General features: G+C 70.3%; 25 protein-coding genes. 3 read left to right on the top strand and 22 right to left on the bottom strand.

The annotated features are described in order from the left end of the window. The 3 genes from ACG83_RS38825 to ACG83_RS38835 form a co-directional block, all read right to left on the bottom strand. Entirely contained in the window at positions 1–774 is a 774-nt protein-coding gene (locus ACG83_RS38825; RefSeq protein ID WP_235498157.1) for an SAF domain-containing protein, read from the bottom strand. Continuing rightward, a complete protein-coding gene (locus tag ACG83_RS38830; protein WP_235498156.1) occupies positions 767–1540 on the bottom strand; it encodes an ATP/GTP-binding protein in 774 nt (257 codons plus the stop codon). The genes ACG83_RS38825 and ACG83_RS38830 overlap by 8 nt, the downstream gene beginning before the upstream one ends. 239 nt (positions 1541–1779) lie before the next feature. After that, positions 1780–2304, bottom strand: a complete 525-nt coding sequence (locus ACG83_RS38835) for a hypothetical protein (protein ID WP_235498467.1) — start codon at positions 2302–2304, stop codon at positions 1780–1782. Positions 2305–2921: 617 nt separating this feature from the next. Between ACG83_RS38835 and ACG83_RS47355 the strand changes: the two genes are divergently transcribed. Together ACG83_RS47355 and ACG83_RS38845 are read left to right on the top strand one after the other, a co-directional pair. Then, positions 2922–4400, top strand: a complete 1479-nt coding sequence (locus tag ACG83_RS47355; RefSeq protein ID WP_235498477.1) for a hypothetical protein — start codon at positions 2922–2924, stop codon at positions 4398–4400. Then, on the top strand, positions 4397–5047 hold the full coding sequence (locus ACG83_RS38845) for a 2'-5' RNA ligase family protein (protein WP_054571267.1): 651 nt from the start codon (positions 4397–4399) through the stop codon (positions 5045–5047). The genes ACG83_RS47355 and ACG83_RS38845 overlap by 4 nt, the downstream gene beginning before the upstream one ends. 56 nt (positions 5048–5103) lie before the next feature. Here ACG83_RS38845 and ACG83_RS38850 read toward each other — a convergent pair whose 3' ends face one another. The 5 genes from ACG83_RS38850 to istA form a co-directional block, all read right to left on the bottom strand. Next, on the bottom strand, positions 5104–5919 hold the full coding sequence (locus ACG83_RS38850; RefSeq protein ID WP_235498468.1) for an HAD family phosphatase: 816 nt from the start codon (positions 5917–5919) through the stop codon (positions 5104–5106). Next, positions 5916–6368, bottom strand: coding sequence for a hypothetical protein (locus tag ACG83_RS38855; RefSeq protein WP_054571269.1), 453 nt, complete (start codon positions 6366–6368; stop codon positions 5916–5918). The genes ACG83_RS38850 and ACG83_RS38855 overlap by 4 nt, the downstream gene beginning before the upstream one ends. 475 nt (positions 6369–6843) lie before the next feature. Then, entirely contained in the window at positions 6844–7158 is a 315-nt protein-coding gene (locus tag ACG83_RS38860; RefSeq protein ID WP_054571270.1) for an NUDIX hydrolase, read from the bottom strand. Positions 7159–7182: 24 nt separating this feature from the next. Continuing rightward, positions 7183–7971, bottom strand: a complete 789-nt coding sequence (gene istB / locus ACG83_RS38865; protein ID WP_054565634.1) for an IS21-like element helper ATPase IstB — start codon at positions 7969–7971, stop codon at positions 7183–7185. Continuing rightward, the gene (gene istA, locus ACG83_RS38870; RefSeq protein ID WP_054566491.1) at positions 7968–9593 is read right to left on the bottom strand and encodes an IS21 family transposase; all 1626 of its coding nucleotides are present in this window, start codon (positions 9591–9593) and stop codon (positions 7968–7970) included. The genes istB and istA overlap by 4 nt, the downstream gene beginning before the upstream one ends. A gap of 370 nt (positions 9594–9963) precedes the next feature. Between istA and ACG83_RS38875 the strand changes: the two genes are divergently transcribed. After that, complete coding sequence (locus ACG83_RS38875; RefSeq protein ID WP_054571271.1) at positions 9964–11010, top strand: phosphotransferase enzyme family protein; 1047 nt, start codon at positions 9964–9966, stop codon at positions 11008–11010. A gap of 14 nt (positions 11011–11024) precedes the next feature. Here the strand turns inward: ACG83_RS38875 and ACG83_RS38880 are convergent, their stop codons facing one another. The 14 genes from ACG83_RS38880 to ACG83_RS38940 form a co-directional block, all read right to left on the bottom strand. Beyond that, entirely contained in the window at positions 11025–12311 is a 1287-nt protein-coding gene (locus tag ACG83_RS38880; RefSeq protein ID WP_054571272.1) for a glycosyltransferase family 2 protein, read from the bottom strand. Between the two features lie 7 nt (positions 12312–12318). Further along, positions 12319–13821 carry a glycosyltransferase family 2 protein gene (locus tag ACG83_RS38885; protein ID WP_152991643.1) on the bottom strand — a complete coding sequence of 501 codons (1503 nt, stop codon included), beginning with the start codon at positions 13819–13821 and terminating at the stop codon, positions 12319–12321. A gap of 77 nt (positions 13822–13898) precedes the next feature. After that, entirely contained in the window at positions 13899–14597 is a 699-nt protein-coding gene (locus ACG83_RS38890; RefSeq protein ID WP_054571274.1) for a PIG-L deacetylase family protein, read from the bottom strand. Further along, complete coding sequence (locus ACG83_RS38895; protein WP_054571275.1) at positions 14594–15193, bottom strand: NUDIX domain-containing protein; 600 nt, start codon at positions 15191–15193, stop codon at positions 14594–14596. The genes ACG83_RS38890 and ACG83_RS38895 overlap by 4 nt, the downstream gene beginning before the upstream one ends. Continuing rightward, positions 15190–16305 carry a DegT/DnrJ/EryC1/StrS aminotransferase family protein gene (locus ACG83_RS38900; RefSeq protein ID WP_054571276.1) on the bottom strand — a complete coding sequence of 372 codons (1116 nt, stop codon included), beginning with the start codon at positions 16303–16305 and terminating at the stop codon, positions 15190–15192. Before ACG83_RS38900 ends, ACG83_RS38895 begins: the two co-directional genes overlap by 4 nt. After that, positions 16302–17333, bottom strand: a complete 1032-nt coding sequence (locus tag ACG83_RS38905) for a Gfo/Idh/MocA family protein (RefSeq protein ID WP_054571277.1) — start codon at positions 17331–17333, stop codon at positions 16302–16304. The genes ACG83_RS38900 and ACG83_RS38905 overlap by 4 nt, the downstream gene beginning before the upstream one ends. Before the next feature lie 149 nt (positions 17334–17482). Then, a complete protein-coding gene (locus ACG83_RS43350) occupies positions 17483–17944 on the bottom strand; it encodes an NUDIX domain-containing protein (RefSeq protein ID WP_083473930.1) in 462 nt (153 codons plus the stop codon). 35 nt (positions 17945–17979) lie between these two features. Then, positions 17980–18594: an AAA family ATPase gene (locus tag ACG83_RS38910; protein ID WP_054571278.1), complete on the bottom strand. Its 615-nt coding sequence runs from the start codon at positions 18592–18594 to the stop codon at positions 17980–17982. Then, entirely contained in the window at positions 18594–19370 is a 777-nt protein-coding gene (locus ACG83_RS38915; protein WP_054571279.1) for a hypothetical protein, read from the bottom strand. Before ACG83_RS38915 ends, ACG83_RS38910 begins: the two co-directional genes overlap by 1 nt. Further along, on the bottom strand, positions 19363–20403 hold the full coding sequence (locus ACG83_RS38920) for a radical SAM protein (RefSeq protein ID WP_054571280.1): 1041 nt from the start codon (positions 20401–20403) through the stop codon (positions 19363–19365). Before ACG83_RS38920 ends, ACG83_RS38915 begins: the two co-directional genes overlap by 8 nt. 328 nt (positions 20404–20731) lie before the next feature. After that, entirely contained in the window at positions 20732–21589 is an 858-nt protein-coding gene (locus tag ACG83_RS38925; RefSeq protein WP_063793355.1) for an NAD(P)-dependent oxidoreductase, read from the bottom strand. Further along, positions 21586–23202 carry a hypothetical protein gene (locus tag ACG83_RS47360; RefSeq protein ID WP_235498478.1) on the bottom strand — a complete coding sequence of 539 codons (1617 nt, stop codon included), beginning with the start codon at positions 23200–23202 and terminating at the stop codon, positions 21586–21588. Before ACG83_RS47360 ends, ACG83_RS38925 begins: the two co-directional genes overlap by 4 nt. 182 nt (positions 23203–23384) lie before the next feature. Continuing rightward, complete coding sequence (locus ACG83_RS38935; protein ID WP_054571283.1) at positions 23385–24536, bottom strand: hypothetical protein; 1152 nt, start codon at positions 24534–24536, stop codon at positions 23385–23387. Next, entirely contained in the window at positions 24533–25378 is an 846-nt protein-coding gene (locus tag ACG83_RS38940) for a thiopeptide-type bacteriocin biosynthesis protein (protein WP_054571284.1), read from the bottom strand. The genes ACG83_RS38935 and ACG83_RS38940 overlap by 4 nt, the downstream gene beginning before the upstream one ends. Positions 25379–25381 lie beyond the last annotated feature (3 nt).

Here is a 25381-nt window from a genome sequence, read left to right on the forward strand (position 1 = left end):
TCACCGATTCGTTCGGTTGACCGTGACGACGCCGATCTGCCCGGCCGGTGCCGCCGCCAGCGCGTGGGCGTCGGCTTCGGCGAGCTGGAGCGAGATCACCGTCGTCTGCTCGGTGTCCGCCGCCACCACGGCCACGACTGTCGCCGGCCACGACCGGGCCTCGCCGGCCGCCGCGGTCGACACCGCACTGGTCGCGGGAGCGACGACGACCGTCACCCGGGAGCCCGGTGCCAGACCGGTGGGGAACTGGCCGGCCTTCAACGCCACCGCCGCGATCGCCTCGCCCGCCGGCGGGACCTGCGCGGCCCCGACCGCCGCCCGGCTGAGCACCGTGCCGGCGGGCAGGCTGTACGCGACCGGCTTGCCAAGCACCCGGTCCCGTTCGCCGGCGCCGACGGTGTCGACTCCGTCGGCGGAGATCCGCACCTCCCGCACGTCCTCAGCGGCCAGGACATGGCCCACCGTCACCGGCCGGGCGAGCACCAGCACCGGCTCCCGCGACCCCACCCGCGCGCCCGCGACCAGGCCAGCGACGGCGCAGCCCACCACCAGCACCACACCCAGCAGCAGATACGGAACCCGGCGACGGCGCCGCGGACCGCCGGTCAACCGGGCCGCAGGGGCGCCGCCGGTCCGCCGGCCGGCGCGGTCTGGACCGGCCGCCCGCGGCGTCGAGGGTTGGGCCGTCACCATCCGATGCTCCCCGGTCCGGACCTGGCACAGCCGTCTGGCCCGCCCGCCCTGGTGATGCCGGTCACGGTTGTCATCAGCCACCGCCTGTCGTCAGCGCGGGAACATCGATCACCCGGGCCCGCGTCGCCGACACGGTCGTCAGCCCCGGGAACGCGCCTGTCTGGCCGGCGCCGGCCCAGGTCACGTCCCAGCGGACCGTCGCCGTCACCGCGAACGTCCCGCCCGGTTCGTCGAGTGACCGGCGCTGGTAGACGTGGCCGCAGTCCGGCGACCCGCTCTTCGGATCGGCCCCGGCCGGGAACGGCGTGCCCGGCCCCGTGCAGGTCACCGTCCCGCCATCCCCCAACGTCCAGACCACCTCCACGGGCCGGGCGACCGCGCTCACCGACACCCCACCCGCCGCGGCGGTCGCCGCCACCTCGTTCCATCCGGCGGAGTCGAGCCACAGCCAGGTCGGCAGCCGCACCAACTGGTCGGCGACCGGGCTCATCACGATCGCCGGGCCGGCCAGCCTCAGCTGGTTGCGGGCCTGCTGCGCCAACGCCTCCGGGTCCGGCGTGGGCGCAGCCCCCGGGCCCGTGTCCGGAATCCACACCGGCGCCCGGTACAGCGCGTCCCGCTCACCGCTCGATGTGCACTGGTAGATGTACCAAGCGCCAGGCCCCTGCCCCGGCTGCGACGCCACCGGACGCACCGACAACCCCGACGAACCGAGCGTCGCCGGCCGCACCACCAGCCCACCCTCTCCCGGTAGCTGATAGGAGGCGGGCCGCGCACCTCCGGCGGGCGGCTGATAATCGCTGCGGACATACGCGCAATCCGCGATGTCGAGCGACGGTTCACTCAACGACCGGTCGCCTGGAGGTGCGCTATTCGGTTGACCACGCCCCGCTTCAGGAACGTCGCCGGCGGATGAGGGGCCACCGCCCGGTGCTGGGACCGGGGCCTGCCCGTCGCTGCCCGCCAGCAGGCGGCATCCCGGATAGGGATTCTGATCGCACTCAGTCGAGCCGTAGCCGTTCGCGAACGCAGGTGAGGCGCTGATACCGATCGCGAGGGCGACGGAAGCGATGACACAGCCTCGCCTCAGCACGATCCCGCCGCCCCGACGCCGAACTGCGTCACGCGCCAGAGGCCGTCGGTGTGGATGCGAACTTCCGCCATGATTCTGTGAAACCCGCCAGGCGTGTCCGTAAACGCCGAACCATCAGCCTTGTACCGCACCCAGTTTCGGCTATCACTACAGTCCGAGATCATCACGGTTTTCGGCGTATCCGGCGGCTCCACCGATGTGACCTCTGGCCTGTTGATGGGCTCGCCCCGAGAGACAAGTCCATTGGCGTGATCCGCGTAGAGGCCACCGGTGAGGACCTGCAAAGCCTCACCGGAGGCATAACGGGAAAGAGAGGGCGCCTGCCAGTCCGCGGTGCGACCAGCCTGCGCGTCGGCTTTCCACATCCCCACGTACGCCGCGACTGCGTCGCGGCGCGCGAGGTCCGCCGGGGACGTCGGCGTCGGCGACGACGGCGCGGGCGAGGAGACAGTGCCGCCGCTGACGTCCGGGTCGGGCGTGGAGCCGCCGTCCGAACCACAGGCAGCGAGGAGCAGCACGACAGCGACCACGACGCTGGCGCCGGCGGCGCTCAGCCGCGTCCGGCAACGCCGTCCTGATGTACGAGCCCGGACCGCCACAGTGCCCACCTCGCAGGAAATCCCAACGAATGGTCAACTCGCCTGGAAGGGAAAAACCCTCCATCTAGGACTACTCCGGCCGTGTTGCATCGCAGCGGTCCCGCTACGCAGCGGGACCGACATCCCAGCGGGAAATGACTCATCCGGACTAGTCGCTATCACCCGATCGGACTACTGCACTAGATCGCTGTCATGGCCCGAACAGAGGTTGTGAGGCGTGCAGGTCCTCGTTGAGCCGCGGACGGTAGGCGACAGCACGCCACCAGCGATGGGCACCGCGGACGGCACACCCCCATCCACAGGCACCCATCAGCAGCTGCGAACACATCTCAGGACCGCCGAGGCAGAGAACAGCTCGCCGACCCGGCACAGTGGGCCGCGCTGGACCACTTGGGACGATGAGGATCGAGGGCTACTGTTGGCGCATTCCGACTCGCTGTCCGCCACCAGCGGTGGTGCAGGACGAGGGAGGAGCCCAAGACCTCGTGACGAACAGGCCCAGTCTGCGGGTGGAGCAGGCGGAGCTACGGGAGCGGATGCGCACGGCGGGTATGTCCCACGACGAGATCGCCGTCGAGTTCGCCCGCCGGTATCAGCTGCGCCCCCGCGCTGCCTACCGCGTCGCCCACGGCTGGACCCAGACGCAGGCCGCGAACCACATCAACGCCCACGCCGCCCGTATCGGTCTGGACCCCCGTGACGCCGCCCCTATGACCGGCCCGCGGTTGTCGGAGCTGGAGAACTGGCCGCTGCCGAACAATCGCCGCCGGCCCACCCCTCAGATCCTCGCGCTGCTCGCCGAGGTCTACGGCACCGGCATCCACAACCTGATCGATCTCGACGACCGCGAAAACCTCGCCCCTGCCGACAATCTCCTTATCAGCAAGACCCCGAGAACCCTGCGGGTCAGCCTCGAAGAGCTGCCGAAACCCAGGGACGCAAGCCAGGCCGAGATCGCCGGAAAAGGTATCAGAACGCCCGCCCTGGCGATGACCGCGACGACCGCGACGGCGACCGGTTCCTTTGGTGGAGGATTTGACCGACAGGCGGAGATGTTCGACGTCGGCCTTCGGCTGCGATATTTCGCAGGACCCTCCACGCAAACCCCATTTCTCGATTATCTCGACGTTTTCGTCGAGGACTGTGTCGCCTCCTATGAGGCGCGGGGCCCAGCGCTTTTGTTGCCTCTTGTTGTACGCCAGCGGAAGGTCGTGCAGACCCTCGTCGAGGGCTGGCAGCTGCCCCGGGACCGGGTCCGGCTGCTGCGGGCCGCGGGGCGGCTGTCGGGGCTGGCCGGCTATATGGCGGTGAACCTCGGGGACTTCCCACTCGCGCGCGCCCACTGTGTGGAGGCGTTCACCCTCGCAGTGGCCGTCGAGGACCGCGATCTGGCGGCCTGGGTACGGGGCACCGAAAGCCTGTGCGCCTACTACGCCGGTGACCACCGGCTGGCGTTGGAACGGGCACGCGAGGGACAGACCCACGCCGCAGGCGGGCCGCAGGCGATCCGGCTGGCGGTCAACGGCGAAGCCCGCGCTCTAGGCCAGCTCGGCGACCGCGACGGCGTGCGGGAAGCCGTCGGCCGCGCGTTCGAGCTCGCCGAACGCGCCGAGCTACCCGAGGGCATGTCGCCGTGCATCTCCTTCGGCGCCTACAGCCTCGCGCGGGTCGCGGCGAACGCCGCGACCGCCCACGTCGGCACCGGCGACACCGCCCTCGTCCAGAGCTACGCCCAGACCGCCAGCGGCATGCCGGGCGCGGACCGTTCCCGGTGGAGCGACGTCCTGATCACCCTCGATGTCGCCACCGCGCTGACGGCCGGCGCCGATCCCGACCCGGAACACAGCGCCGCGCTCGGCGTGAAGGCCCTCACCCGCGCCGGTGCCGCCCCGATCGAGTCGATCCGCCAGCGCGGCCAGGAACTGGCCCGCCGCACCGCGCCTTGGCGGGCCCTGCCCGCCGTCGCCGAACTCGCCGAGGTGTCCCAGGCACTGCCCCAGAGCGCGCCGCGGTGAGCGAGCACGACCCGGTCCACGACGACTGGGAACGCTTCCGGGTCCTACCTTCCATGATCGATCACTGGGACCGGCCCGGATGGACCCCGGGTCGGAGCAGCTTCCACTGGTTCCTGACCTTCGACAGCGCGGCGCTACGCGACCTCGCCGCGACCTGCCAGCAGCAGCTGCGCACGTTTGACTGTCTCGACCCGGTACCCGCCGACGGGTTGCACCTCACCGTGCGCCGGCTCGCGTTCACCGACGAGATCGACCCCGCCACCCTCGCCGCGGTCACCCGCCGGGTCGCCGAACAGTGCGATCACCAGCCGGCGTTCGGGCTGCGGGTCGGACCGCTGGCCGGATCGAGCGGCGCGGTCCGCTTCACCGTCACCCCCTGGGAACCCCTGATCAGACTGCGGGACGCCGTGGACGACGTGTCCTCCGCCTGCGGCCTGCCCGCCGTCAAGCGGTGTTTCCGTCCGCACGTCGGCATCGCCTACTGCAACCGCGACACGCCCGCGGAATCGATCATCCACCGGGTCGCGGGGCTGCGTGACCTGCCCCCGGCCGAGGTCTTCGTGGCCGATCTACGGTTGGTTCGGCTGTACCGGGAAGGCCGGACCTACCAGTGGGACACCGTGGCCGTCGTCCCTTTGAGCGCCTGACACGTCTCGTCTGGTTGCCCGGGTCGGACGGCGCGAGCCGCACCCATCGGATGCCGTCATTGGTGGTCCAGCACATCGGCCGTTGGAGGGGACGCTGCGGCTTCCTCTGGCCTGGTGTGAGTGGCCCCCTGAGGGTCGCGCCCCGCGCCACGCGGTGCGGGGGTTGCAACAGGACGGGCAGGGGTCTCGCCGGTCGGGACACCGAGGGCGGTGCGCAGGTGTGGAGCGTGGAGGTCGGTGGCGGTCAGGTGGGCGGCCAGGGAGATGGTCGGGTGTGCCGGGACGCCGATGACGTACATGCCGGCGGTGCGGGCGGCGAGGACGCCGGGGGGTGAGTCTTCGATGGCGATGCTTCGCGCTGGCGTGGCGCCGAGTCGGGTGCAGGCGTGGAGGTAGATGTCGGGGTGGGGTTTGGGCTGGTCGGTGTCTTCGGCGCACAGGACGACGGGGAAGGCGTCGGTGAGCCCGATCGTGGCGAGGTGCTGGTGCACGAGGGCACGGGGCGCGCTGGAGGCGACGGCGAGGCGGTAGCCGCGGTCAGCGAGGGCGCGGACGAGGTGGATGGCGCCGGGACGGGCGGGGGCGCCGGCGGCGAGTTCGGCGAGGGCGAGGTCGAGGATGTCGCCGGCGAGGCGGGTGCTGTGGTGGGTGGGGAAGCCGAGGATGGTGGCGAGCAGGCGGCCGACGACGGGCATGGGCTGGCCGATGAGGGTGGCGTGATCGGTGGCGGTGAAGGCGCGGCCGTGGTGGCGGAACAGGGTGGTGTAGGCGCGGTTCCAGCAGATCTCGGTGTCGACGAGGGTTCCGTCGCAGTCGAACACGACGGCGTCGGGAGGTGCGGGTGGCCGTCGTTCCGATGGGACGTGGCTCATGCGGGGTGTGGAGCCGGAGCCGGTGTGCGCGGCTGGCCGTGGGGGGTGTCGAGCATGCGGGTCCAGGCGGCCGGGGCTGGTGAGGTCGGCGGTGCGGCGAGGAAGGCCGCGGCGGTCGCGGCGAGCTGGCTGATGGGCCGGTCGGCGTCGAGGATGAGGCGTCGGTCGTTGGGCAGCATGGCGAGGTAGCGCAGGCTGGCGTGGTCGTTGGCGACGATGAAGCGTGGGTCGACGAGGTGGGGTTGCACGGGGCCGCGGTGGCGTTGCCGGGCGAGGACGGTCTCGCGGGGCAGGCGCAGGTACAGGTAGCGGTCGGGCGGCAGGGTCATGCCCGTGTGCACGGCGTGGGTGAAGATGTCGGCGGCGTAGTGGGGGTCGGCGGGGACGTCGAGGCGGGAGATGGCCTGCTGGTAGGCGATGCAGGACAGGGGGCTGCGGTCGAACAGCACGAGGTGGGTGCGGAGGCGCCGCGCGAGGTCGGCGCGTTGTTGTTCTAGGCGGCACAGGTGGTCGAGGCCGGCGTGGACGGGGTGGGTAGGGCGGCAGTGGTGCGAGGTCGGCGTATTCGGGGATGGCGGTGGCGCCGAGCTGGCTGGCCAGCACGGTGGCGAGGGTGGTTGGCTCCGGTAGCGAGTTCTGGCCCCATCTTCCAGCGGCTCCTGGCCCCACTTGTCGATCTTCCGGGGCTGGTTGGGGAACGAGTTTTGGCCCCACCTGGCCGTGACGGTGCGTGTTCGCCGCTGTCTGCCGCTGCCCGGTTGGCAACGAGATCACGCAGCCAGAGTGATTCTGATCGGTGTGCGGAAGCCCAGGTTGCTAGGGCAATGCGGCTCGGGCGAGCGTGATCGCGGTGATCTCGTCGTTCGGGGCGAAGGCGTTGTTCGGGGTCGCGTGCGCGGCGCAGATCGCGGCGTATTCGGCGCGTTACTCGGGGCCAAGCGCGAACCGCGCGTAGCCGGCGAAGGTCAGATCATCGACCTGGCAGCCAGCTTCCTCGTGCAGCTCGCGAATGGCTGCCTGGCGTGGTTTTTCGCCTAGGTCGATCATCCCGCCCGGCAGTTCCCAGCAGGCGCGCTGTCGGTTGAACACGAGCAGCAGGCGGCCGTCGTGCCAGAGTGCGACCAGCGAGACGGTCAGCGGTGCGTCGCGGACGCCGATATCGTCTCCGGCCGGGTGGAACGCGAGCAGGATGTTCCCGTCATCATCCGCGGCGAGGTGTTCGAGATCCCGACCGACCACGCGGTCATTATCTCCTGACGGCGTTCAGCCGGTGGTCTGCTTGCCGCCGCGGGTGGTGGCCCAGCGGTAGGAGGCGGTCCCGGTCTCGATGATGTTTCCGCCGAAGGTGAGGCGGTCAACGATCGCGGCGCAGAGCCGCGGATCGGTGAAGGTCTTCGTCCAGCCGGAGAACGACTCGTTGGAGGCGATCGCGACGCTGTTCTTCTCCTCGCGTTCGGTCAGGACCTGGAAGAGCAGCTCGGCGCCGCGCCGGTCGAGTTCCATGTATCCGAGTTCGTCGATGCAGAGCAGGTCAACGCGGCCGTAGCGGGCAATGGTGCGGTTGAGCTGTTTGTCGTCGGCGGCCTCGACGAGCTCGTTGACGAGTTTCGCGGCCAGCGTGTAGCGGACACGGAAACCGGCGAGGGCGGCTTCGGTGCCGAGACCGATGAGCAGGTGGGACTTGCCGGTGCCGGAGTCGCCGATGAGGCATAGCGGCAGGCCTTTGCGGATCCAGTCGCACTTCGCCAGCGTGTGGATGACGGCGGGTTCGATCGCGGGGTTCGCGGTGAAATCGAAGTCCTTGAGCAGCTTCTGGCGGGGAAAACCGGCGGCCTTGGCGCGCCGTTCGGAACGGCGCCGGTCGCGGTCGTCGCACTCGGCCATGAGTAGTTCCGCGAGGAAGCCGCGGTAGGACAGGTGCTCACGTTCGGCGGCGTCCGCGGTGGCGGGGAACACGGTGCGCACCGTGGGCAGGCGCAGGACCCGGCAGGCGGTGTCGACGGCGGCGTCGGCGGCCTGGTCGGTCAAGCCGCGGGTGCGCTGGACGGTCATGACGTGCCTCCCTGGCGGGTGCGTGGATGACGAAGCAGCTGGTCGTAGGCGGCGACCGACGGCAGCGGCCGGCTGTCGACGGGCAGGGTGGCGAGGCGCTTCGCGGTCAGCGAGGTCACCTGCGGTGCTGTCCTGTCGACCGGCGGCGCGGCCAGCTCGGCGTCGGTGTCGGCTTGGGCCGCCCGGCGGGCCTCGACGGCGACCGCGTCCGCGGTCAGCGCGCCGGCGGTCAGCGCTGAGGCGATCCCAGCGACGACATGCTCGTGGGCCATCGTCCGGTGCAGCAGGAGCACCTCGACCAGGGCGCGGGTGCCGGCCGCGTCGCCGTGGGCGGCGCGGGCGGCCTTCCACCAGGCGTCATGGACCGGAGTGAACCGGCCTGCCGCGCGGGCCTGCTCAAGTGCAGAGGCCCCCGGCAGTGCGCCGGGCTTGCGCACCAGCGCCTCCAGGTAATGATCAAGATCGAGGCTGTTCTGCCCCTTGGCGATCAGCCGGGGATGACGAGCCACCAAGGCCCGGCCGTCGTAGATCTCCAGCTCGGACGCTGAAAGAAGGACCCTCACCTGCCGGCCGATGAGGCGGACCGGCACCGAGTAGCGGTTCATCCGGACCGTCACCAGCGCGTAGCGGTCGACCCGCGGGGTGAACAGCCGCGCCGTCGCGAACTCGTCGTCTGACAGCGGGGCCAGAAGCGGCGCCTCGACGGCGAAGTACTCCCCGACCGTGCGCGCCCGCGCTCCGATCCGCCGGCCGTCGTCCTCGACATCCCACCCGTCGATCATCGCGTTGAGCTCGTCGAGGGAGTCGACCTCGGGAACCGGGACCATCCGGTTGCGGCGGAACCGGCCGACCTCGCCCTCGACCCCGCCCTTCTCATGCGCGCCCTCACGGCCGGGAAGGCAGTAGAACGCGTCCAGCCCGTAATGCGACCGGAACGCAACCCACCGATCCGTCTCGGTTCGGGTCCGCCCGAACGTCACCCGCGACACCGCCGCCGTCAGGTTGTCATAACGCACTTTGCCCCGCGGAACCCCGCCCAACGTGCGCAGCGCGTGGACATGCCCCTCGAAGAACGCCTCCTGACCGCAGGTCGCGAAAACCCGGTGCACCGCCTTCCCCGAGTACGACATCCGGAACACGAACAGGAAACACTTCGTCGATACCCCACGAAGCACGATCCAGACGTCGCCGAAATCGACCTCCGCGTCCATCCCGGGAGCGTGGCGCTGCGGGACAAACACTTCGGCAGGCCCCCGTCCCGCCTCGACGCGGACCTCTCTGCGCCGTTTCGTGACGTAGTCACCGACCGTCGAATAGGAGACGCCCTCCATCTCGCACTCCGCGACCAACCGATCGAAGATCCGCCGAATCGTATGCCGCTGCTTCACCGGGGCATCCAGATCCGCCCGCAGGATCTCGTCGATCGTCGCCTTGAACGGATCCAACCGCGAACCCCGAGGCGCCATCTTCTTCCGCGGCGCCGGCCACGCTCCCGACAACGCCTCCCGCACCACCCGCCGATGCACCCCGTACTTGGCCGCCAACGCACGCACCGACAGGCCCTCGACCCGCGAGTCCCGACGGATCGCCGCGAACAACTCGACCTTTGACTTCGGCGCCACCGACCGGCCCTTCTCCACCGCCGTGCACGCCGATCATCGGGCCGTCCCGGACCCGCCGCGCCGAACTCGGCAAGACGGCCCACACCCGGCCTACGGGTCGTCACCCACCGTCATCGCTCCAGGTGGGGCCACAAGTCACCGAACCAGCCCGACCGACCCTTCCAGTGGGGCCAACTCTCGCCGGAAGGTGGAGCCACTCGAATCTCTCAAAGCCAGGTGGTCTTGCCGGTGAAGCATCCGCCGTCGAGGGCGACCAGCTGGGGGCCGGCGGGGGGCTGAGGTGGCGGTGTCATGGTGTCTCCGGGGCGGGGTGAGGGCCGGTGTACGGTGCGGACCGTAGCCGGAGGGACCGACAGTTGTGAGGACGGCCATGGCGGTGACCGCGGAGACCGGACGCAGCGAGGTGAGCCAGGACAGCGGTCCGGTGCTGCCGCTGTCGGTGTTGCGGTTCTGGCCGATCGGGGTGCCGACCGGTGTGCGGTATCTGGCCGAGGGGCTGATGAACCGCAACTGGCAGGTCACCATGTCGGCGGGGGTGTTCTTCGTCAAGCAGTTCCTCGACATCGACCAGGAGCAGATCGGTTTCCAGCAGGAGGTCACCAGCCAGCTGGCGGCAAGTGGCCTGCCGGTCCCGGCGGCGATGCCGACCGTGGACGGCGCCCGGCTGGTGTGCGCCGCGGAGGGCCGTTTCGCGGTCTACCCCTGGATCGCCGGGCGGCATCGGAGGGGTCTGGAGCTGACCGCGGGTCAGTGTGGCGAGCTCGGTGGGCTGCTCGGCGGGGTGCATCGGGCGCTGGGAGACCTTCTTCCGCCGGTCCCGGAGGCGGCGTGGAAGCCAGCGGCGGACCCGGCGTCCACAGGGGAACTGATCGAGACGCTGGTCGGGCGGTTGCCGCCGCCGCGGTCGCGGGACGCCTTCGACGAGAGGGCCGCGCGGGTGCTGGTGGAGCGCCGCACGATGCTCGCCGAGCTGGCCGACCGGCGGCCCCCGGACGGCCGGGCGAGAGCCGGCGGTCACGTCCACGGGGACTTCCACGCGTTGAACCTGCTTTACGACGACGCGGGGACGGTCGCGGCGGTCCTGGACTGGGACCGGCTTACGGCTGGCCCTCTGGCCGCGGAGGTGGTCCGCGCGGCGACGCTGCTGTTCGGGTTCGGCGACGAGCGCGGCCTGGACCTCGAGCGGGCGGGAAGGTTCGTCGCCGGCTACCAGCGGGCGTCCCCCCTGCCGGTAGAGGATCTCGCTGGGGCGGTGTGGCGGCTGTGGTGGGAACGGCTGCACGACTTCTGGATGTTGGAGTGGCGGTATCTGCGCGGCGACCGGTCCTGTGACCATCTGTTTCCCGGTGCGGCGGCGCTGGTGGTCTGGTGGACCCGGTACTACGAGCAGGTGCTGAAGGTGCTGGCCCAGGGCTGAGAGGCCGGGGGTGGTCACAGGAGGATGCGGGGCTCGCCGACGGTGCGGGTGACGTCGTCGAGCACGGCTTGGACGTCGATCACGCCGCCGTTGGCGGCTCGTCCGCCGGCGGTCAGGCCGTCGTGCCACGCGGCGCGCCGTTCTGCCAGGTTGGGCGGGCGGGTGATGGTCAGGGAGTGCACGGTCGCGTCGATGACGAGTTCGCGGTGCATGCGGGTTGCCCAGGCGTGGCCGCCGGCCGGGCTGTGCGCGACGAAGAACGCGAAGAAGGAACCGACCATCTCGGTGAGGAGTCGGCGGTCGGGGACCCGTGCGCCGGTGTTCGTCCGTGGCACGCTCGACAGGGCGACGAGGTCGGCGAAGGGCCGGTCGAGGACGGGTACGACGGTGTCCAGGTCGTCGGGGTGAAGGGGGAACCGGCCTACGGCGCCGAATTTCAGGTGGGGGGCGGACAGCCGCGGGTCGGGCGTGAAGTACAGGCCGACGCCGGCGCGGGTGAGGTCCGCGGACAGGTGTAGCGCTTCGGCGTAGGCGCTGCGCCACCGGGTCTGGTCGGCGAACCCGCCAGCGCGGGCGAGCAGCCGGCGGTCGGTGAGAAAGGTGCCGCCGACGAGCTGGACCGGCAGGGGGGCGAGCAGGCCGCTGGCGGTGTCGAGTCGGGGCGCCGGGCCGTGGAGGTAGGGGGCGGGGAAGGCGTGGAACCGGGTGGAGAAGCGGGCGGTGGTGAGGTGAAGCCTTCCGATCTCGTCCTGGTCGACGACGTCGCGGGGGCGTAGGGCGCGGTAGTAGAACGGCAGCATGACCAGCCCGGCCTTGCGGTCGTGGTCGCGCAGGCGGGTGAGGGTGTGCGCGGCGCCGGCGGCGTAGTGCGGGCTGAACAGGCAGTCGTCGTCGCCGAACAGCAGCCAGTCGCAGGAGGCCGCCTCGACGGCGATGTTGCGCCCGACGGTCATCCCTGCGTTCCCGGCCAGCCGCACGGGGCGGACAGGCACGTCGCCTGGCAGCGCGGCGTAGTGGTCGAGGACGTCGCCGGTGTGGTCGGTGGAGCCGTCGTCCACGACGACGATCTCGGCGAGAGTGTCGCCGGCCTGGGCGAGCAGGGTGTCCAGCGCCCAGGTCAGCGGGTTGTCGCGGAGCCGGCCGGCGGCCGGGTCGAACGGGCACCGGTTGTAGGTGGTGAGCAGGGCGGACACGCCGCGCCGGGTGCGATGGCTGCCCGCCACGGTGGTGAGGTCGAGTGGGGTGGCGGTCAGGTCGGTGACGAGACGGTCGAGCGTCGCCGTGGTGGTGGTGAGGGTCATGGGGGTGTCACCGTTCGGTCTTGTCGTGGACATAGCGGTGGCCGGTGGCCGCGCGGTGCAGGCCGTTGGCGAGGCACCACCAGGGCCCGGCGCTGTGGGTGAGGTAGACGGCGAGCAGACCGGCGACCTCACCCGCGTGGAGACGGTCGGGGCGCAGGCCGCGGCGGCGTAGCTCCTCGACGATCAGGTAGCCGGGCACGAGATAGATCCCGGTCGCCGCTGCCGCGGCGAGCAGGCCGGCGGCCGGGCGGCGCGCGGCCAGCGGAAGGGCGAGGGTCGCGGCGAGGGTGGGTGAGGTCGCTAGCCAGATCGCCCCGCGGCCGAGGCCCTGGGCGGCGAGCAGCCCCCGTACCCCGCCCGGCGCGGTGTGTTCGCCGGGCAGACCCGTGGCAGCGAGACGCAGCAGGGTCGGGTAGTCGACGTAGGACCAGAACCACTGCCGTTTCTGCCGGATGACCTCGGCCGGGGTGGTCGGGCTGTCAGCCCATTCCACGGCGGGGATGGGGTCGATGGGCACACCGGCGGCCGAGGCCAGGAATCCCAGCGCGAGGTCCTCGTTCATCGTGCGGGTGGGCAGCCCACCCCAGCGCAGGAACGTCTCGGCGTGCAGGAACAGGCCGTGGCCGGTGCAGTGGGCATAGCGCGGCCAGCGCAACCGCAGGCCGGTGCGGGTGGCGGCCGGGCGGCGGTGGCGGCGCCAGGTGGGGATCTCGTGGGCGAGGCTCCACCGGGACTGGAGCAACGCCGCGCCGGTGAGGTACCGGCCGGCCGGCCCGGTGGGGAACGTGGGCAGGTTGGCGAGGAACAGCGCGGACTGTTGCAGTACCCGCGGCGGCTGCCCGGTCGCCTGGTGCAGGTCGGCGATGCGGCGGGCCGCGACGGTGAGCGTGTCGGGGTCGGGACGGGAGTCGGCGGTGTACTGGGCGAGGTACACCCCACTCGTGTCCACGCCGTCGGCGGCGAGCCGGTCGAGTTCGACGCGGGCAGCGTGGTTGACCTGGTCAGCCATCGTGCCCCGCGGGCCGGGGTAGTGCAGGTGACGCAGCACCGGGTAGTCGCGGGCCAGGTCGGCGGCGAGCTGGCTGGTGGTCGGCAGCGCCTCGAACACGGCCTGCACGGCGGCGGCGCAGTCGGCGGCGGTGGACCCGCGGCAGGTCTCGGCCAGGCCCGCCAGCTGCGCGGCGGGCAGCAGGCCACGGAAGGTTCGGTTCAGACGGTCGACCGGTGTTCCCGCCGCGAGGGCCGCGGCGAGATCCGGCAGGCGGGTGGCGGCCCGGTCGCGCTCGGCCTCCTCACGGGCCGTGGTCACGACCACGACGCAGGCGCGGCCGTAGTCGGCTGCCATCCGGCTGAACAGGCTGACCGTGTCGGTGATCAGCCTCTGCTCCCGCAGCATCGGGAGGGCCAGGACGAAGAAGGGCCGTGCCTGCCCGGACGGTACCGGGTCCGCGCGGTCGGGGGCCGTGCGCAGCCAGCGCAACGAGGAGACCGTGCTCGCTGTCCCGTGCACGCCACGGGCCGCGGTGGCCGCTGCGGCGGCCCAGCACCACCACCTCCACGTACGCCACCGGGGCCGGGGCGGGGGCCTCACAGGGGGACCGTTCCGAGGCGGTGCACGGTGAAGGCTTCCCGGAACCCGCCACCGGTCATCGCACCGCGATAGCCGGCCAGGTAATGGGCCGGTTCGCCGATGTAGTCAGCCTGCCCGCCGCCCTTCGCCGCCTGGGTCTGGGACCGGTAGCAGCCCAACGCCGCGACCTTGGCGTCGAGGGTGTCGGTGATGTCCTCGGTGTAGACCGGGTCGACGATCGGGCTCCACACCTCGTAGCCCAGGATCGTCGGGACCCACCAGGGCTGCCCGCCCCACTCGGGGAAGTTCGCGCTGCCCGCCATCCCCGCCGCCCGCAGGCACAGGGCGGCGGCTTCCCGGTGGTCGAACGAGCCGTCGTCGGGATGCGGCAGGTACAGCAGCGTGGGCCGCAGGCGGCGCAGGACCGTCATCACCGCACCGACCTGGTCAGGGTCGCGGACGTCGAGCCCGCCGTCGGGGAACCGCAGCCAGGTCAGCGCGTCCGCGGGCACCCCCAGGGCCGCGGTCGCGGCGACCGCCTCGCGTTCCCGGATCGGCCCGAGCTCGTCGGGGGGCACGGTCGGGCTCGCGTGCTCGCCGGAGGTCAGGTAGAGCACGCGGACGGTGCGCCCGGCCTGGCGGTGCCGCGCGATGCTGCCGCCGCAGCCGAGCACCTCGTCGTCGGGATGCGGCGCGGCTACGAGGACCCTGGTCATCGCGCCACCCGCCCGAGCGGCGTCCAGAACCGGCGTGTGCGTCCCCGTCGGCCGTCCTGTCCGGGCACCGTGTCACTGGCCACGCTGAGCTGGCCGCCTGCGGCCCGGGTCAGGACGTCGCCGGCGAGCCGGCGAGTCCCGTCGAACATGTCCAGACCGCCGAGGTCCTGGGCGAGGAACCACCGCAGCACAGGCCGGCCATGTTCGGAGCTGTCCGGCGCCTCCGCACCCGCGACACAGACATACAGATGATCCACATGGATGTGAGGTGCGGGATACCGATCGGCCGGGACGGGTTCCTCCACGATCCACCACGGCATCGCCATGACCGCTTCCCCGTCCACGCCGAACCCCCACGGTGTCGGGAGGCGATGCGGCGGGGCGGCCAAGGTCGCGGTGTGGCCGGTTTCCTCGACGAGTTCACGCAGCGCGGCCTGAGCGGGGTTCTCGGCTTGCTCGACATGACCACCGGGCACCATCCACCGGTCGAAGCGGGGATGACGGATCAGACCGAGCGCCCAGGGCCCGCCGGCTATGGGCCCGCGAAGAAGAAACACGCTGGCCGTCGCGTGACGCACTCCCGGCAGGCCCGTCATGCGCCGACCACCTGACACACCGTGGCGATCATGCGCTGCTCGTCGGCCGGGGTCACTCCCTCGTGGCAGGGCAGGCTGACCAGCCGAGAACACAGCTCCGCGGCGTTCGGGCAGGCGCCAGCGGGGACCTCTGCGAACGCGTCGTAGTCGTACAACGGCCGGTACCCGTACCGGCGCGGATCGGAAACGAACCCGGCCGCCGCGAGCGCCTCGGCGAGGACAACCGCCAAGTGGGCGTCATCGGCCAGGAGGAGCATGGCGTATCCGTTCGGGATGCCGTCGCGGACCGGGAAGGATGTCACCCCGTCCACCGGCCCCACCGCCGTGGCCAGCCGGTCCTGGATGGCCCGCCGCGCTATGACCCGCTGATCGAGCCGGGCGAGCTGGCGCAGCCCGAGAGCCGCCGACATCGCCGGCAGCTTGAAGTTCAGACCGAAGCCGCGGCCGAACTGCCCACCCGAGGCGGCCTTCCCGGCATTGCGCAGCGCGACCAGCCGGTCCGCGGTGGTCTCGTCGTCGACGAGCAGGAACCCGCCCTCGCCGGTGTTGACGAGCTTGCGGAGATGGGTACTGAAGGCGCCGATCCGGCCGCGGGTCCCGACGAGACGATCGCCGGTCCGGGTGCCATGGGCCTGCGCGGCGTCCTCGACCAGCACAAGCCCGTACCGATCACACAGCCTCGCCAGCGCGTCGCCGTCGGCCGGGTACCCCCACATCGCCACCGAGATGACCACCCGCGTACGAGCACTGAGACGGGCCTCGACATCGGCCAGACTCACCGCGAACGACGCGCTGTCGGTGACATCGACGAAGACCGGCCGGGCACCCACGGCCAGCACCGGCATCGCGGTCATCACCGGCGCGGTCGCCGGCACCATCACCTCATCCCCGGCGCCGACACCGTGGGCCAGCAATGACAGGTGAACCGCGGCGGTCCCCGACGAGCAGGCCACCGCACGGTTCACACCGAACGTCTTCGCGAGGGCCCTCTCATAGTCGGCGACGACCGGCGCCGTACCGGACAGGTCCCCGCTCGACAACGCCGCCAGGACCCCCGCCGTATCCGTCTCGTCGAGCAGAGGATGAGCGGTGTCGACCGTTCTCGTGGTCACGCGGCTGCCCTCCGCTCCACCAGGTCAAGCAGTTCGAAGGTCGGCAGCAGATCGGCCAACCCCGGCGTGAACGGCACCCCGGAGGCGGCGGCGGTCAGGAAGGCGCGCAGCTCGTGCTGGAAACCGGTCCGCTCGAAGCCGGTGTCCAACGGGCTGGGACGCCACTGCTGCGACCAGCCACGCGACCCACCCGCCGCATCCGCGACCGGCAGCCCCGTCACCGTGAGCTCCGCCAGCCCCGTCAACGTGATCCCGACACCGGTATCGGTCAGGATCTCCACCCGGCTCTCGAACCGCGGCGCGTACGTCCCGGTCAGGACGTTGCCGACCGCCCCGGACGCGGACTGGGTCTGCACCGAGATCAGGGTGTCCGTCCCGTTGTGCAGGCACACGGGCTCCACCGCCGTCGGCGGGCCGGTCAGGCTCAACAGCAGGTCGACCGGATGGATGGCCTGCGCGAGCAGGAAACTGCGCAACGGCGGCAGGTCCCACAGCGCCCCCCGCGGCTTGCTGGCCACATGCCGCACCATGACCGACACCGGCACGCCGACCTCCGGCCGCGCCAACAGTTCACGAATCCGCAGGTAGGGGCCGGCGTACCGCATGTTCATCCCGACACCCGTCGTCACCTCCCGTGCTTCGGCCGCCTCCGCGAGCTGCCCAAGCCGCGCGGTGGAGACCGCGGGCGGCTTCTCCAGAAACACCGGAACACCGTGCTCGACCGCCACCTGAGCGATCTCCTCGTGGGCCTGCGGCGGGCAGGCCGCGACCACGGCGTCCACCGCGACCTCGCCGAGCAGTGCCTCGACGGACCCGAACCGGCATGACACCCCGAAACGGTCCCCGACCCGGTCGACGACGGTGTCGTCCGCATCGACCAGAGCGCTCAGCCGGACACCGTCAAGATGCACCAACGCGGGAAGCAGGTGCGCCACCGCCTGCTCACCCGCACCGACAACCGCGACCCTCACCTCCACCCGGTCCACATCCGACGAACTCCCGGAACGTTCCGTCTGCGCCAGGGGCATGAATGCTCATCCTTCTCACTTCGAGCAACGCGACATAGATCGGCAAGGAAAAAAGAAAATGGGCAGGAGTAGACAGCGGCTACGCGAAAGGAAGCGGTGCGCGGGCATTGTCGACCCTGGTGCCCGCAGTGATGGGAAGCTGGATATTCCTAGCCCGGAGGTGTGTGAATGATTCCAGCCTGCCAGCCGGCCGCCGCGAAATTTCCGCCACTCCGGTAAAGGTCCACCCCCGCGCGGGTATAATGATAGGTGTTGTCTGGAAGGCTGTCGAGGGGAAACCAGCGGATCTCGGCGCACTTATGTGGCTCGGTGTTGACAGGTTCACCCTGCCAGCGGTCCGGCCGGAAGAACAGGCCGAGGCGCCCTTCCCCGAACGCGTTCCGAAAATGCACTGTCGAAGCAAGGATCAGCGATGAAGGATCGATGTCAAGGCCGACCTCTTCGCGGGCCTCACGACACACGGCGGTGGCGACGTCCTCTCCTTCCTCCAGCTTGCCCGAGGGAACATTCCACCAGTTATCCGCAAAACCAGTACCGGAGCGCAAAGCAAGCAGAACCGTGTCATCTCTGACGAGTAGGAGCATGACGTCGATGACGCTGCGGTACGGCATGGCGGCAGTGCACTCCCAAGGGTGGGCTGAGATGGTCAGCGACTGGTCGGGTCGAGCCCAAGAAGGGTCAGCTGCTCGGCGATCCAGCTGACCCGTGCGCTCGTGGACATGTTCGGCGGAATATCGTAGATCCGCTGTCCGACGGTGGCGCAGATACTACGGACGACCCTGTCGGCAGCGGGTTGAATATCGAGGACTTTGGACCGGTAGGGGTCACCGATCTGGTGCTGGTCGAACTTGTCGGTGCAGTAGAACACAGCGTCGTAGAACGGCGCCCATGCTCGGCAGAACGTCTCCATGGCATGCAGCACGGGGGCGTGGGGTCCTTCGGGGCCGCCGGGTAGGACGAGCCAGGCGTAGGCGAGGACGTTCGCGATCGTCTTGTCCGCGATGACCATCGTGTGCTGGCGGGCGGTGCGCAGCAGGCTGGATAGCTGGGCCGCGAAGAGGTCGACCTCGGTCTCCAGGTCGAACTCGCCGCGGCCGTGTACGACGATCTCCTCGATGAACGGGCTGTTGCGCGCGGGCTCGGGGACGCAGGCGACGTGCACGCCGCGTTCCCGGTAGTAGGCGGCGAGGGCATGGGTGAGGGTGGTCTTCCCGGAGGCGTGGGTGCCCTCGACAGCGATGACACGGCAGTTACGCAGCATCAGCGGCCTCCCTCCGCAGCCGACATCTGGCCGTCGCGGCCGGCCGGGACGGCGTGGCGAGACGAGCGTTGTGCCGACGGAGTCGTCACGGAAGTCGCCGCAGTCTGGTCCCAGGCAGCGGCCTCGACGACCGTGTCCAGATCGAGCTTGTCCCACTGGTAACAGCCGCTGCTACGCGCCGCTACGAGTGCGATCCCCAGGGCGCGAACGAGGACCCGCTGAAGGGTCTGTGGGGTACCCGCGGAGGCCATGGGCACCGCCGGGACAGGGTCCGGGTCGGTGGGCAGGCCGTGGAGGTGAACGGCGGCGCACACCTCGTGCAACGCGGCCGGTGGGTGGCCGTGCGCCGTGTCGTGGAGCCGGGCGAGACCGGGCTGCGCGGTCGGACCCGGCCAGACGGCGGCGAGCGCGGTGACTCCCCGCGTGGATTCGCCGGCGGCGGCGAGCCTCGCCAGGTCGCTGGCGAAGCGGTGGCCGGCGAGGATCGCCGCCTGACGTCGGGCCTGCACCAGCAGGGCATCGAGCCGGGCCGCGACAGTGGGAGCCTCGGCCGGTTCCTCGGCTGCGACGGCGTGGAAGCCGAACCGCAAGGTCGCCTCGGTTACCGTCACGGTGCGGCCGCGTGGCAGGCGTAGGTACACCGCCCCCATGGCGGCCGGTACCGCGGCATCGCACAGGACGGCGAACGCGGCCAACAACGGGGTGCGTTCGGCGAACGGCCGCCGTTCCGCGCCGAACGGCGTGTCGGCCCAGCCCAGGTTCGTCGCCTCACGCATGGCTGATCCGCAGCACAGGACGCTCGGCCGGCGGCCGGTCGGCGCGGGTGAGGGCGCGGATCGACCGCCCCAGGTATTTCGCGTAGTGGTTGCGCCCGAAGCGGTACCGCGCCCAGATCACGTCGATCGGCTCGTCGAGCAGGTTCCCCAGCGGTTCGAGCAGGTCGGGGGCGTCGTAGACCGGCCAGGCACTGGCCTGCCCCGACGGCCCGATGACGATCATGTGGCCTTCGGTGTCCGGGGTCCACGCCGTCAGTCGCAGCGCTGGCCGCCAGTCGTGCACCGTCCGCAACTCGGTCAACCGGTCGAACGTCGCGGTGGCCTCCTCCAGGCTGAGGAACTCGTTGTCGGCGAGGTCGAGCGCGTTGCCTTTCCTCAAGGGCATGATCAGCTTGAGTTTCCCGGCGTCCAGCAGATCGGCGATCTGGTAGGTGAACGGCAACGCGGCCACCGTCGAGCGGTAGACCACCGCCGACAGCGACAGCGGCAGCCCCGCGTCCTGGAACGCCCGTATCCCGGCCATCACCGCGTCGTAGTTGCCGCGGACGCGGTTCGTGGTCGCCCGCGGCCCTTCCAACCCGACGTTCACGAACGTGACCTTGCCGGACAGGCGTGCGGCCTGCTGGAGGCCGCGGGTCGCGTTGGTCGGCACACCGATCACGGTCCCCGCGAACATGTCGACGATGTCGACGAAGTCCCGGCGCAGCAACGGCTCGCCGCCGGACAGGAACACCCGGGGCACCCCGGCCAGGTTGTCCCGCATCCGTTCCAGCGCGTCCAGCGTGGGGTCCTGTTCCTGGAGCGTCTCGGAGCAGAACGAGCAGTCGAAATTACATTTCTTCGTGACCTGAAGAATCACTGACAGCGGCCCTGTGGCCGCGGTGGCGACGGCGTCCAGATCCATCGGAGCCCGCAGCTGGAAATGGTGCCCGTCGGTGAAGACGACAGGCTCGCCCGCCCGTGTGTAGATCTCATCACGGCCGGGCCTCGTCGTGGTATCCGCGGCTGGCGGGGACGGAGAAGTGGCGATCATCAGGTCCTCCTTGATGTAGGGCCTCGACGACCGAGCCAGCAGACCACCGCCATCGTGACGGCAAGCTGACGCGCCGACGCTGAACGTCCTCAGCTTCCCAACCGGCCGCATGCCAGTCATTCCCCGGGAAACGAACATCCGCTTCGGCCCCGTACAGCGCCGCTGACCTGCGGCGACGGCAGTGGCCGGGCGTATTTCTTCGACTCGAACCCGCTGATTCGTTCGGCTGACGCCGTCGACACCTGAGCTTGGCCTTTGTCGTGTGGCGCCTCAGATAGCTCGGCACTACTCCTGGCCTTGCCTCCGCCTCCGGGGAGCGGAGGGTTCTCTAGGCGCCACCCTGCTGGTCAGTTCGCAGTTCGCGGAGGAGTTGGTCGAGGGGGGCGTGCTCGATGTCTTTGTGCTCGCCCCACGTACGGAGAAGTTCCTCCGCACCGCGGAGCATCGTGTCGGGAAGTCCGACGGTCCGGTAGGCCTCGCCCGCCTGGGCGAGTTCGGGCGCCCAGCGCCACGCACGGGCTGCGACGGTGGCGAAGAAGTCAGGTTCGGCGAGAGCTGGTCGGCTACGTCTACGGGCTTCGCCGGTGAGCGCCTGCTGAACTCCGTACTCGGCGGCGAGTGCGTGCGCGAGCGCGGCGAGAACCCGCGATGCCTTCGCGAACGACGAGTGAGCGATCTTCAGAGCGGACGCCGCGCCCACTCCGCCGTCCAGAACGACGACATCCAAGCCCGAGCTGGCGAACAGCACGGAGATTTCATCGGTGAGGTGCGTGGCCCCGGCCAGGTACAGGCGAGTGGTTCCCGGCCGGGTTGGGACCGGGCCGATGAGGCAGCCATCGACGATGCTGCCGCCCGCCTTGGTCACGAGGCTGCTAATGACGCCCATACGTTCGGGGTTGACGGCGTTGGCATCCACGTACAGGCCCGTGAATCCCGCTGTGACCACGTTCTGTGCCACGTCGAGCGCGGCCTCCGGCGGACACAGCGACAGCAGAATCTCAGTTCCTTCGCATAGATCTTCCAGATCATTGACCGGCCGGAGATCTGCTTCCTGCGCCCGCTGGATAGTCCGCGGGCTTCGTTCGGCGCGGCAATACTTCACCTCATGCCCACCAGCTCGCAAGATCTTGCCGAGCTGCGCCCCCATGCTTCCCGGATGCAGCAGCCCGATCCGACGGGGCGTCATGAGACCGGTCTTCCGTAGCCGGTGGTGGCGGAAAGGTCTGCCGCCGCGGGCTGGGACCGCACGACTGTCTGCGATCTGATCTGGTCGCGCAACTCGCCAGCGAGCGTCTGCCCCCGGTACGTCGGCCGTTCCAGAACGGTCAGGACCTGGGCGAGGCGGCGCATCGCGCTCTCGACACGCCGGATTGACGACATCTGGATCACGACGCGGACCTCGGACACCGCACCTTCAAGATCACCGCTCAGGATGCGGGCGAGGGCAACATCCGTGTGCGCCAGAGACTCCTCCCCGACACGCCGTTCTCCCTCTGGCAGCGCCTCCAGGAGAGCGACTGCGGTGGCCGCGTCCCGCTCGGCCGTCTGGAGGCTGGTGCGCGTCGGGGTCAGCCACAGGCTGGCGGAACTCGCGTAGTACAACTGCTTCGCCAGTGGGAAGGCCAGCATGCCACCAGGATCGTCGTCGAGTGTGACGCGGTCCCTGGCCTCTGCGACGCGGCCGAGGGCCGCGGGTGTCTCATGACTGTCACCCATCCGGGCCAATGCCCGCGCTTCCAGCGCCGCAAGGCGCACCTTGGCGGTCCCTCGCTCCGGCTGGTAGCGCCAGCCGTCCTGAGCCAGTTTCACGGCGTCACCTGGCTGGTCGTCCCAGTAGGCGAGCATGCTCTGGGTGCCTCGGATCCAGGCCCGCAGGCCGTTATGTCCCGCTTGGTCTGCGCAGGCGAAGGCAACACGAGCATGTGTCTGCGCGGAATCGAGCGAGCCCAGATCGAAGGCGGCGTTGGCGAGGACGCCACTCAGAAGCCCCGCCCTATAGCACAGATCGCGCGATAGGTCCGGCCGCTGTCTCACCGTCAGCAACGGAAAGACTCTGGCCCGCAAGGCGCGTACCTCAAGAAAGGTGGGTAGTGCGGGACGCTGTGAGTAGAGGTTGACGATTCTTCTTATATCGGCGTCGATCTGTTCCAACGTGAGCGCGCTAACAGGAGCCGCGTCGATGGCATAGAGGACGTCGGCGGATTCCTTGGACGCGCCCTGGAGAAGCTGCTCCACCGTTCTGGGGGCTGGGAACGACTCGACGGCGACGGTCGGCCCGAGTGTCTCAATCACTGGCGGCCATACAGATGAGATCGGCAACGGCATCCCGAGGTCCGCCGGGAGCTCCGTGCGCACCACCAGGGAGCCTGGCTGGGAGAACTCGGAGCCCGGAAGCGTAGCCGGCGGGGCGGGCAGATCGCGGGCATGGTCGGGCCCAGTACGATCGATGCGGTTGATCAGGAGCAGGTCGGCGGGGGTGAGGTGTTCGCGGTCGTCGAGGTCGATGAGGTTGTGGATGCTGGTGCCGTAGACCGCGGCGAGTAAAGCAAGGAGCTGAGGTGTGGGTCGACGGCGGTTGCTCGGCAGTGGCCAATTCTCCAGCTCCGACAATTTCGGGCCGGTCATGGGCGCGGCGCCGTCCGGGTCGAGGCCGGTGCGGGCGGCGTGGGCGTTGATGTGGTTCGCGGCCTGTGTCTGGGTCCAGCCGCGGGCATGGCGATGGGCGGCGCGGGGCCGCAACTTGTAGCGGCGGGCGAACTCGACCGCGATCTCGTCGTGCGACATCCCCACAGCACGCATCCGCTCCCGCAGTTCGTCCTGCTCCATCCGCTGACTTGGCTTGGTCGTCACGACGCGTTTGACCCCCTCCGAAGCCAGCTGACCGATCTTCCGTTCCTGATGACTGGAACCATCTCAGGGTAATCCTTCTGTCACGGAACGAGCGGTAAGGGGATGGTGCAACCTCTCCGTCGGCCCGTTGTTCAGCTTGGCGTTGTTGTGCACTCGCAGCGCCTGGCGTGCTGGCTCAGATGTCCGCGTAGCTGGGCTTCGGCGGAGTTCACCGTGTCCATCAGGTCGCCATACAACGGTTCGGGGACGCTGCCGGAATCGAGCCCGGCGGCACGGATGACATCGCTCAGGGCATGGCGCTGCGTCGTGGTCATCGACTCCTGGAGGCGGTGTGCGAGCGTGTCGCGGGCCGTGTACGCGTCCTTGAACGCACCCGCGATCAGCGCCCGGCGTAGTGCGTCGATGCACGGATGGTCGTGGCCGTCGGCGAGGTCGAGCGCGATCATGCCTGCTCGGGCACGGAAGACCATGGTCGAGGGGTCGGACTGCCGCATCAGAGTGAGTGCGGCGGTGAGGAGCGGGGCGATCTGCGGGCCGGTGTCGGTGCCGGCCTGTCGCAGGCAGTACACCCGCAGGATCGTTTGAACCGCCTGTTCCCAGGGCTCGGGGGTGGTGCTCTGGTCGACCAGCGCTGCGGCCTGCTCGGTGTGCCCTGCCTGGGCGAGTGCCAGGACGGTTGCTTGTCGGCCGTCGAGGAGCCGGCGGCCGACTCCTCTGTGGGCCGCGGCTTGTTCGGCGGCTTCGTGCCAGCGCCCGGCCCGTGCCAGCGCCCGGACTCCGTCCGCCAGGAGCGCCGTCCAGGTCAGGGTGCGCATGGTCCGATGGTCGTCGGGGGCGCAGGTGACGTTGCGGAGACTGATGGACCGTCCGTCGACCAGTGCGCTGGTCTGCGTGCGCGCGGCCTCGTGCAGGGCCTGGAGGATCGCGTAGGCGCGGTTGCCCTCACCGTCGCGTATCCATTGGCGCGGCAGGTTGAGCACCGGTTGGAGGGCGAGTTCGGCGGCCGAGGCGGGCAGGGGGCGCGCCTGATCGAAGACCATGTGTTGGCGCCAGCACATGTCTTGGGCGAGGTCTGGTTGTCCGGAGTCGGAGGCGATCAGCGCCGCCTTGTTGCAGATTTCGGCGGCTCGGACGAGTGGGAGGCCGTCCGCTGTCCGTGCGGCCAGACTTTGTAGTTGTCTGACTCGGTCTTCGAGGGGGAGGCCGGGTGGTCGGGGGCGTTGGACCAGCGGGAACCAGGCGAGCAGGTTCTCGTCGGCCGGGTCTGTTCCGATGTTCGTCATGCCGGTTCCCGATCGTGCGGCTGGTGATCGGAGGCGGGGTCGTGCCCGAACACCACGGTCCTGGCGGTGTGCGCGAGGACGGCCTGCGCCGCGTGGGGAAGGCCGTGCCGGTTCCAGGCGAAGATGATGTGGTGGGCGAGGACGGCGCGCAGGCCGCGGCGTAGCCGGCCGTCGGTGGCCAGGGCGGCCAGTTCGGTGCCGGCGGCGGCGAAGGCGCTGGTCCAGTCGGTGAAAGTCGGCGGCAGGGTGTCCGTGGCCAGGCTGTCGGTGTCGATGCTCATCAGGCGCCGCAAGCCGTCACGCAGGGTGCGGAGCCTGTGGTCGGGGGTGCGCTCAGGTGGTTGCCGGTGCTCGGCGACTCGCGCCCACACGTCGCCTTCCTCGTACCAGTCGAGCCCGGCGGCGCGCATCAGGTGCGAGCACAGCAGAACCGACAGTTCACGGCGGCGCCGGTCGGCCGATTTGTGGCTGGTGGCGTTCAGGTAGGTGAGCAGGTGTCGGCTGTCGAGGTGGAAGAGCCGGTGGGCGGTGTCCATGCCTTCAGCGCCGCCGAAGGCATGGCTTTCTGGTTCGTAGAACGTGGACGTGGCGTCCTGGATGCGGCGTGTCTCCCGGAGATCGGCGAGACGTGTGTGGACGTACGCCTCGGCCGCTCCTGCCGGCTGGTGGGGCAGGTAGCGGATGCGCCAGCACGGCGCCTTGCGCACGAAGAACCAGGAGGTGATGAGCCCGTCAGTCTCGGCGGTGTCCAGCAGAGGGGCGAGGTGGTCCACGGCGGTGCCCTCGGCGTTCGCCCAGTCGGGGAAGGTGACGTTGACCTGCTGCCAGGTGCGGGTGTCCATGTC

Source organism: Frankia sp. R43 (assembly GCF_001306465.1).
GTDB classification, from domain to species: domain Bacteria; phylum Actinomycetota; class Actinomycetes; order Frankiales; family Frankiaceae; genus Parafrankia; species Parafrankia irregularis.